13 protein-coding genes and 1 pseudogene are annotated in these 13965 nt (G+C 61.5%); 8 read left to right on the top strand and 6 right to left on the bottom strand.

The window, feature by feature from the left end; genetic code table 11:
* Nucleotides 1-3 precede the first annotated feature (3 nt).
* The 3 genes from AC1DQR_RS21780 to AC1DQR_RS21770 all read left to right on the top strand — a co-directional run bounded on the left by AC1DQR_RS21780 (nt 4) and on the right by AC1DQR_RS21770 (nt 2225).
* A complete protein-coding gene (locus tag AC1DQR_RS21780) occupies nt 4-984 on the top strand; it encodes a Bug family tripartite tricarboxylate transporter substrate binding protein (RefSeq protein WP_416051783.1) in 981 nt (326 codons plus the stop codon).
* A 223-nt stretch (nt 985-1207) separates the two neighbouring features.
* Nucleotides 1208-1726, top strand: a complete 519-nt coding sequence (locus AC1DQR_RS21775) for a hypothetical protein (protein WP_416051784.1) — start codon at nt 1208-1210, stop codon at nt 1724-1726.
* 97 nt (nt 1727-1823) lie between these two features.
* On the top strand, nt 1824-2225 hold the full coding sequence (locus tag AC1DQR_RS21770) for a DUF2958 domain-containing protein (protein ID WP_416051785.1): 402 nt from the start codon (nt 1824-1826) through the stop codon (nt 2223-2225).
* Between the two features lie 426 nt (nt 2226-2651).
* On the opposite strand, the gene AC1DQR_RS21765 is transcribed toward AC1DQR_RS21770, so the two are convergent.
* Nucleotides 2652-4862 carry an amylo-alpha-1,6-glucosidase gene (locus tag AC1DQR_RS21765; protein ID WP_416051786.1) on the bottom strand — a complete coding sequence of 737 codons (2211 nt, stop codon included), beginning with the start codon at nt 4860-4862 and terminating at the stop codon, nt 2652-2654.
* Between the two features lie 16 nt (nt 4863-4878).
* Nucleotides 4879-5958, bottom strand: coding sequence for a glycosyltransferase family 4 protein (locus AC1DQR_RS21760; protein ID WP_416051787.1), 1080 nt, complete (start codon nt 5956-5958; stop codon nt 4879-4881).
* A gap of 621 nt (nt 5959-6579) precedes the next feature.
* Here AC1DQR_RS21760 and AC1DQR_RS21755 point away from each other — a divergent pair.
* From AC1DQR_RS21755 to AC1DQR_RS21745, 3 genes are all read left to right on the top strand, one after another.
* Complete coding sequence (locus AC1DQR_RS21755) at nt 6580-7359, top strand: DUF4397 domain-containing protein (RefSeq protein ID WP_416051788.1); 780 nt, start codon at nt 6580-6582, stop codon at nt 7357-7359.
* Nucleotides 7360-8099: 740 nt separating this feature from the next.
* Nucleotides 8100-8297, top strand: coding sequence for a hypothetical protein (locus tag AC1DQR_RS21750; protein WP_416051789.1), 198 nt, complete (start codon nt 8100-8102; stop codon nt 8295-8297).
* A gap of 99 nt (nt 8298-8396) precedes the next feature.
* Nucleotides 8397-9371 carry a GlxA family transcriptional regulator gene (locus tag AC1DQR_RS21745; protein ID WP_416051790.1) on the top strand — a complete coding sequence of 325 codons (975 nt, stop codon included), beginning with the start codon at nt 8397-8399 and terminating at the stop codon, nt 9369-9371.
* Nucleotides 9372-9559: 188 nt separating this feature from the next.
* Here AC1DQR_RS21745 and AC1DQR_RS21740 read toward each other — a convergent pair whose 3' ends face one another.
* The 4 genes and pseudogenes from AC1DQR_RS21740 to AC1DQR_RS21725 all read right to left on the bottom strand — a co-directional run bounded on the left by AC1DQR_RS21740 (nt 9560) and on the right by AC1DQR_RS21725 (nt 12215).
* Nucleotides 9560-9808 carry a 2Fe-2S iron-sulfur cluster-binding protein gene (locus AC1DQR_RS21740; RefSeq protein WP_477133775.1) on the bottom strand — a complete coding sequence of 83 codons (249 nt, stop codon included), beginning with the start codon at nt 9806-9808 and terminating at the stop codon, nt 9560-9562.
* Nucleotides 9809-10362: 554 nt separating this feature from the next.
* Nucleotides 10363-10748, bottom strand: a pseudogene (locus AC1DQR_RS21735) (SDR family oxidoreductase); the annotation flags it as partial.
* A 476-nt stretch (nt 10749-11224) separates the two neighbouring features.
* On the bottom strand, nt 11225-11542 hold the full coding sequence (locus AC1DQR_RS21730) for a hypothetical protein (protein WP_477133774.1): 318 nt from the start codon (nt 11540-11542) through the stop codon (nt 11225-11227).
* 316 nt (nt 11543-11858) lie between these two features.
* Nucleotides 11859-12215 (bottom strand): response regulator, encoded by a 357-nt coding sequence (locus tag AC1DQR_RS21725; RefSeq protein WP_416051793.1) that lies wholly within the window; start codon nt 12213-12215, stop codon nt 11859-11861.
* Between the two features lie 451 nt (nt 12216-12666).
* On the opposite strand from AC1DQR_RS21725, the gene AC1DQR_RS21720 reads away from it, so the two are divergent.
* On the top strand, nt 12667-12897 hold the full coding sequence (locus tag AC1DQR_RS21720; protein WP_416051794.1) for a hypothetical protein: 231 nt from the start codon (nt 12667-12669) through the stop codon (nt 12895-12897).
* 686 nt (nt 12898-13583) lie between these two features.
* Nucleotides 13584-13781, top strand: a complete 198-nt coding sequence (locus tag AC1DQR_RS21715) for a hypothetical protein (protein WP_416051795.1) — start codon at nt 13584-13586, stop codon at nt 13779-13781.
* Nucleotides 13782-13965: the final 184 nt, after the last annotated feature.

Genomic DNA, 13965 nt, shown 5'->3' with positions numbered 1-13965 from the left:
AAAGTGAAGATCATCGAAAAGCTGCTTGCCTGCGGCGCACTCGCCCTCGCAGCCACCATCGTGCCCACAGCAGGCATGGCCGCGGATGCTTACCCCTCCCAGCCAATCAAGCTGGTCCTGCCGTTCGCGGCCGGGGGCCAGTCCGATGTCGTCGCCCGCATCGCTGCGGAGCGCCTCACGTCTGCCCTGGGCCAGCCCGTGGTTGTCGAGAACGTCGGAGGTGCCGGCGGCATGATCGCGGCCTCCAAGGTGGCGCGATCGCCCGCGGACGGCTACACCCTCTTTCTCCCGAATGCCAGCACGTTGACCATCGCGCCCCATCTGCAACCAAGCTCCGGCGTCACGCCCTCGTCGTTCGCGCCGATCGCCACAGTGAGCCAGTTTCCGCTGGTGCTGGTCGTGAACAGCAAATCTCCCTACAAGTCGCTGGCGGATGTGATCGCAGCGGCCAAGAGCAAGCCTGGCAAGCTGAGCTTCGCCTCGCCGGGCGTCGGTACGACGCCGCATCTTGCCGGTGAAACCTTCAGCCAGGAAGCAGGCATCACGATCACCACCGTGCCCTACAAGGGCGGCGCGCCCGCGCTCAACGACCTGCTCGCCGGCCAGGTCGATCTCTACTTCGAGGCACCCGGGACCATCGTTCCGCACATCCAGGCGGGCAAGCTGCGCGCACTGGCTGTCACGGGCAAGAAGCGCATGGCGGCGCTTCCCAACGTGCCCACGGTTGCGGAGCAAGGCTTCCCCAAGCTCACCCTGGAGAGTTGGGCTGCATTCGTCGCCCCGAAGGGGACGCCCCCGGCCATCATCGAGCGTCTGCGCACGGAAATAGAGAAGGTGGTGAAGAGCCAGGACTTCACGCGCAAGCTGGAGGAGCGGGGATTCGAGCCGCTCTCCACGAGCCCGGCGGAACTCGCACGCATGATCAACGAGGAGAGCGTGCGCTGGGGGCAGATCATCAAGGAACGTCACATCACGGTGAATTGATCGCTGCCTGTGCAAGGCGAGCGCGCATGGCCCATGGATGACATCAAATATCAAAGCGGCTTCGGCAACGAGTTCGCGAGCGAGGCCGTGCCCGGAGCGCAACGAGATGCCTCTGCCCACCTTACTCACAGTGCGATCGTTCGCGCTTCACAGGCGCGCATGCGAGCGTGGTTCGAGCCCCTCGGTTGCTCGACCTGCGGCCCTCGCACACTCAAGCAAATCTATGCAACCGGAGGCAGCTATCCTATCCGCCGGCTTCCATCGCCCGCTCACCCAAAACGGTCACGTTCCGTTCTGGCAAGGCATGAGCCGGAACTATCCGAAGTTCCTGGTGACGCTGGAGCTTGGCTATGTGCAGCGTCTAACGGTTGGTGTCTCCGCGCCACATGAAGACTGGGCGACATCCATCGTGCGTCGCGCGCTAGACGCCGGTACGCTCTGGAAAGACACCGAAAGCATGCCGATCCTGCAGCACGGGTTCGAGCCTGCCAAGGCGGAACGCCTCATCCAGGGCATGTCCGTGCACGAGGTGGACGACTTGCCGGAGGCGGATTCATCGGTTTCGATGATGCGGTGCTATGACGCATCGTTGACGCTCTTGACCTTCGCTCGGCAGGTGCTGGAGGAGCGTGAGCGCCACCAGGACCTCGATGACCCGGTCTCCGATACGTTCACTGTGGAACTGGCCGCCGATGATATTCGAAAGCTGGCGAAGTTGGTGAGTACGCTCGACGACTGCTGAGCGTCGTCTTTCTGTTGATCCCAGCGGGGAAATCGCTTCCCTGCCAGGGTGACGATTTCCCTCGCCTTCGATATGCATGGTGTTGGAGATGTCACCGATGGAAAACAAGCTGCATACGCAGTTGCTTCAAAAGATGGCGGGCTATCCGCTCGGCTCACAGTCGGAGGCGAACGATCCGATGGTGCTGGTTAAGCTCTTTGATGTCGCAGGGGCTGCGACCTGGTGGGTGACCGAGTATGACCCCGAGGGCAGGATCGGCTTTTGCTATGTGACCGGCTTGGCCTACGACGCGTGGGGAACGGTCTCGATCGATGAGCTGTTCGAGATGTGGATGACCTTCGCCACAGATCCGCGGCGCAATGTCTGGCGCGTGCAAACCACGAGACCGGGTATCGGTACGCCACGAATCGAGCTGGATCGTTCGTTCGAGCCGAAGCTGTTCAGTGAGGTGAAGGCGATGGTGGCGAAGTATGCGTTGAGAGCTAGCAACGCAGTCTGAACGTCGCATATCACGCAATTTGGAGAGGGTAACCTCTTTGCACCTGGTCGGATCTGCCGAGTTTCCTGGAAACAGGATCCTTGGCGATCCGAACCTAATGGTTGGGGGCCGGATCTTGATTCTCTTGTCAGTCGGAGCAGAGATGCAGCGCAAGCCATCACCAGGACGATCCACCGATCATGGTCAACGTGCTCCCTTACGCGCGAGGGCTGCTCTGGGCCTCTTGCGAATCCGTTGCGTTCGCTGAGCGTCCTACGGACAGGGTCCTAGGAACAGCTGACCGGTGTCTACGTTTATCGACGATTCGTCCACTGCTCACGTCACATGCCATGACCTGACTCGTGGCAAAGGGGCGACCGCACCCTGTCCATGCCGCTGGCGCGGCATGGGTTCGAACTGGCCTATGGGCATGGAAGCTGGCGCCGGCTAGTTCCGCGTGACTATCCGGATCGGCCCCTGCCGGGCCAACACGTCAACCACCACACGCTCGCCAGAGCGGCGCACCGCCACGTCGGCGCTGCCGCCACCGACGGCCAGGTTGCGGAATACCACTTCGTCGAGGAAGGGCGGCAGCGAAGGATCCTCGAAGGTGATCGCTGGCTCGCGCGTGTCGAAGTTCAGCCCCAGGCAGGCCTGCAATAGCAGCAGCGGAGCGGCGGCCGCCCAGGCCTGCGGCGAGCAGGCCACCGGATAGAATGTCGGGCCCTGGCTGCGCTGGCGCGGGAAGCCGCAGAACAGCTCGGGCAGGCGTCGCAGGTCGATATAGTTGGAGGCTGCGAACAGACCCTCGAAGATGCGGCTGGTCTCCGGATGGAAGCCGTAGCGCGCCATGCCAGCGGCGATCAATGCGTTGTCGTGGGGCCATACCGAGCCGTTGTGGTAGCTCATGGGGTTAAAGCGTGCCGCATCGGCGGACAGGGTGCGGATGCCCCAGCCGCAGAATGAGGTGCTTTCCATCAGCGTGGCCACCACCGAGGGCGCGCGCTCGGGGAGCGCGATTCCGGTAAACAACGTATGACCCGCATTGGACGCACGTATGCGACAGGGGCGCTTGTCGCCGTCCAGCGCCAGCACGTAGGTGCCCAGCGCCGCATCATAGAAGCGCGCGTCGAACGCGACGCGCAGCAATTCAGCGTTGGCCACGTAGGCCGCTGCGCCCTCGCTGTCGTCCAGCGCTGCGCGGATCGACGCGGCGGCCTGCCAGGCGCCATAGGTGTAGGCCTGCACCTCGGCTAGCGCAATCGGGCCGGGGGCGAGCCGCCCGTCCTCATGGAAGACCGAATCGCGGCTGTCTTTCCAGCCCTGATTGATGAGGCCTTCCGGCGACTGCCTGCCATATTCGACAAACAGGTCGCCATCGCGGTCGCCATAATCGGTAATCCAGCCCAGCGCGGCCTGGATGTTCGGCCACAGCGTGCGAATGGTCTCGATATCGCCGGTGCGCCGCAGGTAGGCGCCGGCCAGCAGCACGAACAGCGGCGTCGCATCCACGCTGCCATAGTAGAGCCCAAACGGCACTTCCCCAAGTCGTGCCATCTCGCCATGACGCATTTCGTGCAGGATCTTTCCTGGCTCGGCATCGGCCTCGGGATCGACCGTTTTCGCCTGCATCGCGGCAAGGTACTGCAGCACGCCGCGGGCAATCTCTGGGTCCAGCCAAAGCGTTTGCAACGCCGTAATCAGCGCATCGCGCCCGAATACCGTACTGAACCACGGAATGCCGGCATACGGGTAGGGCCCGTGCGGGGTGTTGGTTAGCAGCATATAGAGGTCAGATACGCTGCGCCGCACCACCTCGTTGAAGAGTTCGTTGGAGGTGGTGATGGATGCCGCGCGGCGTGTCGCGTGTCGCAGCTCTCGCCGCGAATGGAGCAGTGCACTAAGGAAGGATTGCGTCTCCTCTGCCTCGCGCTGCACCGAAGTGCAGCGGATTTCCATACGAAGCACCTGGGAGCACGACGGCTCGAGCGTCAGGGTGAAACTCGCGCCGTTTCCACCTAGCTCGGTCGGTGCCGGGTCAAAGGCGAGCCGGGTTTCGCGCAGCCCCTGGTCCAGGCCGGTATAGCTCAGCGTGACCGCGGGGCCCGTGACAACCGGCGCATGCACCGTGCCGCGCCGCATCCGGTGCGTGCCGCGCACTTCGAACAGGTCGGCGAAGTCGGCATCGAAGGCAATATCCACGCGCACGCGCCGTGACACCTCGTCATAGTTGCGCACGCTCAGCCGCTCATAGCAGGCGCCATTCCACAGGAAGCGCGACCTGCGCAAGTGGATCAGGTCGTGCTCGAGCCTCAGCTTGCCATCCTCATCAAACAGGTCTGGGTTGGTCAGGTCGCAGGTCAGCGCGGCGTTGTCGTCGCGCAGTGTTGACGACAGCAGCATCGGCCGCTCCCCGTCGATGGTTAGCCGCAAATAGGACAGGTGCCGGGTATCGAACTGGAACAGTCCTTCCGGGCTGCCAGGCGCCCCGATCGCATCGCCGTTGTGGTCGAACAGCGCGAAGGTGTCGCCGTGCTTTAGCGTGCGTGGGCGCCGTTCCTGCAGCGACGCCGCCGCTGGGATGTAGAACTGAGCGACATGGTTGGCACCGGCGACTAGCCCCGGGCTCGCGGGTAGTTCATTGGGGTCCGTAAGCATGCTGAGATTCCTCCGTTCACGCGAGCGCCGGCTCGCCGGACTCGCCTTCCGACGCGTCTGCGTCGCCGAGTTCCAACAGGCGCTGGTAGATGCGCACGTACTCGAGCGCCATCCGCTCAACGGTGAAACGCGCTTCGAAGGCTGCGCGCACGGCGGCGCGCGGCAGTGTGGCCGCGCGGTGCACGGCCGCCACCGCTTCATCAATACTGCGCACGATATAGCCGCTAACGCCACCCTCAATCACTTCCGGCACCGAGCCGCACGCGAACGCGACTACGGGTGTGCCGCACGCCATGGCCTCGATCATCACCAGCCCGAACGGTTCCGGCCAGTCGATGGGAAACAGCAGCGCGCGCGCATTGCCAAGAAAGGCGGCTTTGTGATGTTCGTCGATCTCGCCGATGTAGTCGACTTCCGGATGCCCCGCCACTAGGGGGCGGATGGTGCTCTCCCAGTAGTCGCGGTCAACCTTGTCGATCTTGGCGGCGATCTTCAGCGGCATTCCGGCGCGTGTCGCGATCTCGATGGCATGGTCGGGACGTTTCTCCGGCGAAATCCGCCCGAGGAATGCCAGGTAGTCGCCGCGTGGATTGGCGCAGCAGGCCAGCAGGTTCGCCGGCAGGCCGTGGTGCACGGTGCCGACCCAGTTCACCGGCGGCATCGGCGCGCGCTGCGCGGTGGAGACCGACACCAGCGGGAAATGGGGGAAGTGCGCGTAGAACGGCTGCAGGTCGGGCAGGTCCAGACGGCCATGTAAGGTCGTCACGGCTCGCACGGGCATGCGCCGAAGCAACGGGAAATGCAGCATGTCGATGTGGAAATGCAGCACGTCAAAGCGGCTGGCACTCGCCATGACACGGTCCAGCATCATTACATAATACGGCAACGGATCGCGCACGCGCGTATCCAGGCGCAGCGCCATGTTGCAGCACGGTACCAGCTCGGCTTGCGTGGTCGAGTCGCCGCTTGCGAACAGCGTGACTTCGTGGCCCTGCCGCACCAGTTCTTCGGCCAGGTAGGAAACGATGCGCTCCGTGCCGCCATACAGGTTGGGCGGGCAGCGCTCGGCTAGTGGTGCAATCTGCGCAATCCTCATTGGCAGCCCTGGTCGTGTAGAAATACCGTGGGTTGGATGACCGCGACAGTGCCTGGACTGATGAAAGGAAAAATAGCCAGCACTTTTTCACGCTCTCATGCCCAGCGTGCAGATGCGCCGCAAGGCGCTGCTCGTGCAGCGAGCGGAAATCCTGTTCCCACATTAGTTCAAGGCGATAGGAAGTTCGCCTTCATTAAACAAGATCTGCGACTGGGTGACCCGCCAGCCGCATGGGCCAACCGCAAAGTTGTCTTGACCCGCCTGCCTACACACATTAGAGAGCCTCGGGACACCCGCCGTACACGTTCAGCTCGCCCTCTAGTCGCGGGTGCTACGCCACATCTGAGGACGCCGCGCCCGCTCGCCTTGGACTCCCTTCCCGCGCTGCGCGCTAGAAGGCCAGCACCAGCGTCTCACTCCCGACTTCTGTCGGAATCGTCCGACATTGAATTCGGAGCGGGGCACCTGCCTGCGCCTGTGGTTAATACCTATCGTTGCTTCATTGGTGATACGCAATTGCAGGACTTGCAAGCATGCGTCGCCACATTTTCACTTTGGCCCCGCAGCATGCCGCTGCCGTGCGCGCCAGTGCTCCAAAGTCCCAACGCATAGAGGTGACACATGCTCCGATCCAAGACCCGATTTATCCTTGGCCTAGCGCTAGCCGTAACTGCCGTCCTCTCGGGATGCGGCGGCGGGGATGACAGCATCGGTGCCCGCATCGGCGTCAGTGAGCCGACCGTGCGCGTGATCCATGCTATTACCGGCGGCCCTAACGTGGATGTGCTGCAGAACGGCACCAAGACTAACTTGCTGAACGAGCCCTACAAATTTGTTTCAAAGTACTTCAACGTTGACGAGGGCAACCAGACGTTCTCGTTCAATGTTGCCAACACGGCAACTGAACTCGGGAGGACCACGGTGAACACGCACACCGGCCATAAATACACAGTAGTGGCCCTACCTGGTGCTACCACGGCGGATGTACTGCAGATCGACGACCCGTTTGAGAAGGGCCTGTTCTCCGACAAGGCTCGCATTCGCAGCCTGAACGCCTCGTTCAATGCACAGAATGTCGACATTTACCTGACCGTCCCGGCAGCTGACCTGGCGGCGGCAACGCCTACGTTTGCAGCAGTCGCATACAAGTCAGCGGTACCAGCATCGGGCAGCGATTCGATCGACCTGAATGGCGGCACCTATCGCCTGCGTATCACCACGGCCGGCACCAAGACCGTGATCTTTGACTCGGGTGCGCTGACGCTGGCCAACAACGCAGACTGGCTCATCACCACGATCCCAGTCGACGGCATCGGTGCAACAGTACCGAACAAGATCAAGGTGCTGGTCGCCCGCGGCGACGACGAGTCGCAAGCCGGCCTTGAGTTGGTGACCCAGTAAGCGGTTTCTTTCCCGGCGAAAGGCTGGTCCAGCAGGCCGGCCTTTTTTTGTGCCCCCGGCAAAGCGTGGCCGCCGCATACTCAATGCGGTCCGGCAGCTCGAAGCGCGCGCTGAAGGCGGTAGGCGCTTCGAGCCAGTCAAATGTCTCAGGGCCTGTCCGAGTGCCCGGTCCACGGCCTCGTTCACCCGGCGCCGCACTGACGTTGCAGGCCAGCGCGCCCCAAGCGGCGCAGGGCAACGAGGGTGCGACACCAGGGGCCATCGAGCCATTCCAGATAGGGACCAATGCCGCGGTGCGGCATTTTTTACAAAAATCCGGCCATCCTGCCCGACTTTCCTTACCAACGGTCATGCGCCTGCGAATCATTTACGCCGGGCGGCTGGAAAGGGCCCGCCTGGGAATTGAGTGGCGGACTTCGCTGACGCCAGCGGCGCGAAGTGGCATGGATTGTGCGGCTGTTGGCGGGCGCTTACCCGCATTCTGCAGTCCGGCGCTTCCAAGACCGAGGCAACAACATGGACAAGTCGAAGATCCCTGTAGGCCAGCGCCAGGCGCTCTGATGGATGATCATGGTGCCGCCAAGACGCTCTTCAAGTCGTTTGAGCAGAGCAAATCCGACAAGGAAGCGATTGCCGGCGAAACCTGAGAGGCGCGAAGAAACGCCGATAGCCGTGCGCGTGAAGACACCATCCCACGGCGCGTACCCCACACAAACTCAGCCCTCTGGCAGGAGACGACGATGTTGAGTCCTCATGAAATCGCCGCATTGATGCATGTCGATAGCACTCAGGACTACCTTGAACTGAACCCCATCGATCTGGATGCCTTGGTTGACCGGAAATTCGTCCGGTTGGAGCTTCTATCAGAGGGCCGGGTCCGCCCATCCCTGACCAGCCGCGGTCGCGAAGTTCTTGACGCAATCAGCAGGAGTCGCTGACCAGCGATGTGCTTCGGTTACGTCTTCAACATCTTTCCGTGCCGCGCTGCGCACTAGTTGGACGCACTGCGATCGCACAACAGTAACATTGGAGGGTACATGCCCTATGTCCGCCCAGAAGACGAAAACACAGATTCTCGGCAAGCGTCCGACCCCCATGGCAGGCGCAGTGCGCGGCGAATTGGAATTCTGGTGTTCGATGGGTTCTCGCTGCTCGGGGCAGGAATGGTCGCGGAGATCTTTCATGCTGCCAACAAGATATCGCGATCAGACCCAGGCGATGACTGCTTCTACGACGTTCGCTTCCTGTCATCACACGGCGGCAACATCGCCTGCTCTGCGTCCGTCCTGGTTTGGACCGATGAACTGGAGGCCCGCCACGACATCGGCTTCGATGTCATCTTCGTCGCCGGCGGGGTGAAGGCGCACAACGCCGCTGGCGACGAGCGCCTGCATTGCTGGCTGGGCGCAGTCTACCCCAAGACCTCCGCCCTCACGGAAAGCGCCGACGGCCATGCCGTGCTGGCCGCCGCGGGCATTCTCCCAAATGATGAAGCGCCGCAGCGCCCCGGTACTCGCGCGATGTCTTCACCCGGCGAACCCACTAGCTATGGCAAGTCGTTGAAGAGCGCGCTGGCGATCATCAAGAATGATCTGGGGCATGACGTCGCGCGCGGCGTAGCTGAACACTTGACTCCGACCTGGAGCCCGGACCTGGTCCCGAGGCGAAACGGGTTCCTCAGCGTAGGCGACAAGATGCGCGAGGCGGCGCGCTGGTTGCACGAGAATTGCGAACGCTCGATCTCTGTTGCCGATGCTGCCCAGATCGCCGCAATGAGCGAGCGCCACTTCCTGCGCTGCTTCAAGTTAGCGATTGGGATTCTTCCCTCCGATTACCTGCTGCGGATAAGACTCGAAATGGCGAGCCGCCTGCTGGCTGAAACCGATTTGCCGGTCGACAAGATTGCGCGCCGCAGTGGCTTGAGCAACGGCGACCGGTTGGCCAAGATATTTCGAAAACGGATGTCGATCTCGCCGATCGAGTTCCGACAGCACAGTCGCAGCGCAGTGTAGGGGCGTCAGGATGCCGGTGCCTCAACTGGCCGCCATTGCCTTGCCAGATGGGGGCGAACCGTGGGTATTGTTCTGGCGGCTCTTGTGAGTGCAGGGATGATGCGAGCCACATGCCGTCGGCGAGGGCGGCCCTGCGGCATGCGGATCGGGATGAGGCTGGCCGTGTTCACGGCCCTTGCGACGGAAGACTACCTGTGCTTTACGGCAGTTCGATCGAGACTTCTCGACCGGAGATGCGGGATACACCGGCGCACAGTTGGTTGGCAATAGCCTTCTCGTGGTCTATGAAAAAACACGTCGCAATGTTCGATTGCGTCATCAATGTTGAACACTTCCACAGCGCAAAGTCCGCATTCGCCATTTCGGCAATTGAACAGAGGATTGGCGCCCGCGGCCTCGAGCGCACCCAGCAACGTTTCGTCCGCTCCGACTTCCAACTTCAGTTTCAGACGTGGGATCGAGGCAGTGAATTGGGAATTTAGAAGGTTACCGCTGTTCGCGAATGTCTCGGCGCGCAAGTCCGCCGGTGATCACCCGTCTGCTTCCCACGTGCTACGCGCAGCGTTCAGCATTCACGATTGGGCGGCATACGTGCATCTCTGCATTTCGAGGCCGCTTCGCGACGAGCGACGATAGGTCCAAGATTTCCCCTTGGCTAGTCGATGTAAAGAAGCGCCTACCAGGTGGCCTGGCGAGTCCACAGTCCGTCGGGCGGGGGGCAACACCCAACCGCTCTAGCTGACGCGACGCGGCTTGCGCGCAGCTGGCAAGCTTCCTGTCTATCTGGGTGCCTAGTGATCTGACGGCTGCCGCGCTTTGTCACACGAAGTTGATTGTCCCATCGCGTCCCACGACAATCCGATCCACGCCGTAGCGGTCCCGTTCTCAAGGCCTTGCGGAGATCGAGATTGCGCTCACTAAGCCCGGTACACGCAATTGCGTGCGGATCCAGTGTTCCTTCATTCGTCTTGAAGATCCAGTCGAATTGCTACGTTGAGATATCAAGGATAGAGTCGGCATTGTGTTGCCGGCTGGCGTTATTGACCAGAATATCCAGCCTCCCACGCCGCGCATCGCAGACTCCACGAGCGAATGGCAGAATGCCTCGTCCCGGATATCGCCGGGCAGGCGACTGGCTTACCCCCTGCCTGCTGGATCAACCCCATGACCTCCGTGGTGTCGGGCTCTTCGGCGAAAACGTAGCTGAGGGCGACGTCTGCTCCTTCGCGCGCCAACGCGATCGCCGCCGCGCGGCCGATACCGGAATCGCCGTCAGTGATGGGTGCCTTGCGTCCAGCGAGTCGGTCATTCCCCCCCCCCCGTGGCCAACTTCGCCATGGTCTGGCCCCGGATCAATTTTCCCGCAAGTTCTGGCCACTATTGGGTCTGTACGGCGGATTGCGCAGAAGCGATGCGCTCAGCGGGCATCCGCTCATGCGGCTTCCGGGGTCTAGCCTTGGCCTGCGGCAGAAGCTATCAAGACCCTCAGAGAGGTGCCCGCATGCATTGCCATTGAGCCTACGAGGATGAGGTCCTGCAGATGGGGAGCGGATGAAATCGCGATAGTGGACGGCCCCGGCACGCGGTGGGCCTTTACCATTATTGCGGCTGGGTGCCACGAGGCCTTCGATGGGTAGCCGTCGCACAAAAAAGCACCGTGGACGGGAGCGACACGCGGTGCTTGGGTCCAGTAGGACCAATCATAGACGGCCCTGAGGGAAAGACCGTGCTGTCAGTATAGGCAGAACAAAAACTGGTCGAGATGGGTTTTCGCTAGGTGCGTTGGTGCGTTGGTGCGTTGGCAGACATTCGCGCCACCAAGCTACGTGCATTCTAGAAGCCCTATTTTGAAGTCAGTGGTCTTGCGAAGGTAATGCCCGCAGGCGCTCAAGCACTTCAAGCGCGGTATTGCACTCGTCTTCGTTGTGTAGCCGTTGGGCCTCGATGTAATTTAGTATCGATCTCACCACGACGTTTTTGTCCTCACACTGGGATGACGTGGACACGCACGCCACTTCCAGCTCCGACAGCAAACTCTCGCGGATGATATCGATGAAGAACTGGCATGCGGTGGGGTGCACCCTGGTCTCGGCGGGCGCGGTAGGAACCCCGGCTGCATCAGCCGCCGACCATGGGATGCAGAGCAGCAGGGACAAGGTGATCAATCGCATTTTTTTCCGGGCCCTCGACCAAGGCGGTTTTTGTACGTTCCCTAAGTATCGCGCTCTTCGTAATTTATGTTCGTCTCACCAAGACAATGAGGTTAGTGACGTTCCATGAGGTCACCCTTGCGATCGCCATGGCCCCGCTTCCGAATTGCGTAAGGCTGCCCCTTGGCAGCTTGTCAGGAACTCTCCTCCCTTCTGTTAGTGTTAGGTTCTCGCCCCTCGTGTCCCAACAATTGTTATGAGGTTTCGTGGCTGAAGCCGGCAAGGCCAGGGAATTCCGAAGAGTAAGTGCGGGTAAGAATTTCAAGACTGCGGCGCGTCATACACATGGGAGGGCCTTGTCGCCGAGGAGGTCATGAACGGCCCGCACCACATCGTTGGGCAGGCAGGGTTTCGGGCAGTAGCGGACGGTCGGATTAGCGATCACAGGTTGTAGCTTGCAACTGGTCGAGATCACAATTGGGGTGGCGCTAAGGCCTGGCTCGCGTAGCAGCAATTTGCAAAGCATCGCGCCATCGGCATGCGGCATGACCCAGTCGGTCACCACCACGCTCGGATGAACGCGCTGCGCAGCCGCGAAGGCACTGAGCCCGTCCACTGCCTGTTCGACAGCATAGCCCTCCTGCTCGAGCGCGCAGGCCAACCCTTCGGTCACGCCCGGTTCGTCGTCGACCACGAGAATTGTATGCACGGGATCTACCTTGCTTGGAGGGCTACGTCCCACTTCCCTGTAGTGAGCGCAAGTTCTGGGCCAGAGGGAGAGGGCCACGACTGAAACCCCGCTTTTTAACGCGAAGCGAAACGTGCCGTGCGCATCTATTTCGCGGGCCTAGCGTGAGCGCCCGAGCCGTCGCTCCCTGCCGAGGACGCGACTGCCTACTACAGCCTTCTTCGTCGGCCGTCCCCTCGCGAGCACTGGGTGGGTCGCCAGCAACGCTACCTGCAGGTGCCCGAGGGAGCTGATTCTTGCTGAACCAGAGCGACTCTGGTGGAGCACGCGGTTGCAGACATATCTAGGCCTATAACTAGGGAATCAGGACCGGATGTTGCCGGGCCGCGAAATCTCAAATGGGGACAAGAAGGCACTCCAGCTGGCAGGCATCTATGGGGCCTCATGGGAAAAGACCATGACCACATTCACTCCCACTTGGTCGTATGCAGAGGTGACGGCCGCAGCCGAAAAAGAGATTCGCTGGCTGATGGGCCAACAGACAGCCGACGACCGCGAAGCGCAGCAATATCAAGCATGGGCCTATGGCGTCTATTGCGGCTGGAGCCAGCTTACGATCGGCTGGTGGGAGAATGGCGACAACGCGCGGCTGCGTGCGCTGACGAGACGGCCACCCGCCGGCGCGTGAGGTACGCCGCTGGCGGGCGGCTTGGTTCGCACTCTCGTGCCGATCACGGGCTGTCGTGGCGACCCCAAGTATCTGGCCCCCAAAACTGGCACCACTTGGTCCGAGTGTCTGGATTCGCTTGTACATAGCCAAGAACAGCCCGAATGATGGCCCGATGAGGTTGATGAGGTTTGCTTGCCAAGTTGGTGCAGTTTTTGCCATACTCGCCGACTGCCATTCCAGACTAGGCTGCCAATGGCGAAACAAGCCGCCCCGAGATCTGTAGTTCTTTACCAAATCCCGACACCTTTCCTCTTTTTCTTGAGATCAAGAGCGCAGCGGCAATCAACTGGCTCTGCGTGCAGATGACCAGGCACGATCTGACGCTGCATGACTTGCGGCGGCCGCGGATTGTTCTAGTCCGCAGCATGACCAAGGCGTAGGACGGTTTGGGGGACGTAGAGCGATCCCCCCGGGGGCTGTGCACGAGTGGACGTTAATCTGGTGATGGCGGTGGGAAAAAAATTCATATCACGCCTTGATAATTTGCACCGGGCGGTATTGAATGAACTTTTCCCGGCGCTGGGTTGGCGACCCAGTGCTCGACCTTTCAAAGAGGTCGCCAACCGCACGGGCCAAGCGCCTGGCGCGGCGCCGGTAATTGAAGCTCCCCAGCAGACCGAACGTATAAAACATCGGAGACAAGGATGCTGAGTCCTCATGAAGTGGCAACCCTCATGCTAATCAAGGACGCCTCTGATGAACCTGAGTTGGATCGCGCGGATCTTGACGCGCTCCTCGAACATCAGCTTGTCACCCTGGAGAGGATCGATTCCGGGCGCCCACGTCCCTGCATCACGGCCCGGGGCGGTGCCGTCCTCAACGCGATCGCTCGGATCCGCTAAGCGGCGGGAGGCTTCGTACGCGCGCGCATAACGACGCGGCGAGTCCTTTGTCCGGTCACTTGCACTGTTGGGGACCCTAGCATGCGGACGCCGATAACTTAAGGATCACCTGAAGAAGATCCCGGCCAGAAAACGCCGGTCAAATACGTCGTCGATCGGACATTCAGGCGTCGGCTCCGCCCCG

It is taken from the genome of Cupriavidus sp. 05L411, assembly GCF_056398045.1.
The sequence above is the reverse complement of the archived record's forward strand: the minus strand, read 5'-3'. Positions and strand labels throughout refer to the sequence as shown.

Excerpts from the sequence above, each read along its gene's own strand:
- AC1DQR_RS21755 (WP_416051788.1), top strand. The coding sequence starts at position 6,580 with ATGCTCCGATCCAAGACCCGATTTATCCTTGGCCTAGCGCTAGCCGTA.
- AC1DQR_RS21715 (WP_416051795.1), top strand. The coding sequence starts at position 13,584 with ATGCTGAGTCCTCATGAAGTGGCAACCCTCATGCTAATCAAGGACGCC.
- AC1DQR_RS21720 (WP_416051794.1), top strand. The coding sequence starts at position 12,667 with ATGACCACATTCACTCCCACTTGGTCGTATGCAGAGGTGACGGCCGCA.
- AC1DQR_RS21775 (WP_416051784.1), top strand. The coding sequence starts at position 1,208 with ATGCAACCGGAGGCAGCTATCCTATCCGCCGGCTTCCATCGCCCGCTC.
- AC1DQR_RS21770 (WP_416051785.1), top strand. The coding sequence starts at position 1,824 with ATGGAAAACAAGCTGCATACGCAGTTGCTTCAAAAGATGGCGGGCTAT.
- AC1DQR_RS21745 (WP_416051790.1), top strand. The coding sequence starts at position 8,397 with ATGCCCTATGTCCGCCCAGAAGACGAAAACACAGATTCTCGGCAAGCG.
- AC1DQR_RS21750 (WP_416051789.1), top strand. The coding sequence starts at position 8,100 with ATGTTGAGTCCTCATGAAATCGCCGCATTGATGCATGTCGATAGCACT.
- AC1DQR_RS21760 (WP_416051787.1), bottom strand. The coding sequence starts at position 5,958 with ATGAGGATTGCGCAGATTGCACCACTAGCCGAGCGCTGCCCGCCCAAC.
- AC1DQR_RS21765 (WP_416051786.1), bottom strand. The coding sequence starts at position 4,862 with ATGCTTACGGACCCCAATGAACTACCCGCGAGCCCGGGGCTAGTCGCC.
- AC1DQR_RS21730 (WP_477133774.1), bottom strand. The coding sequence starts at position 11,542 with ATGCGATTGATCACCTTGTCCCTGCTGCTCTGCATCCCATGGTCGGCG.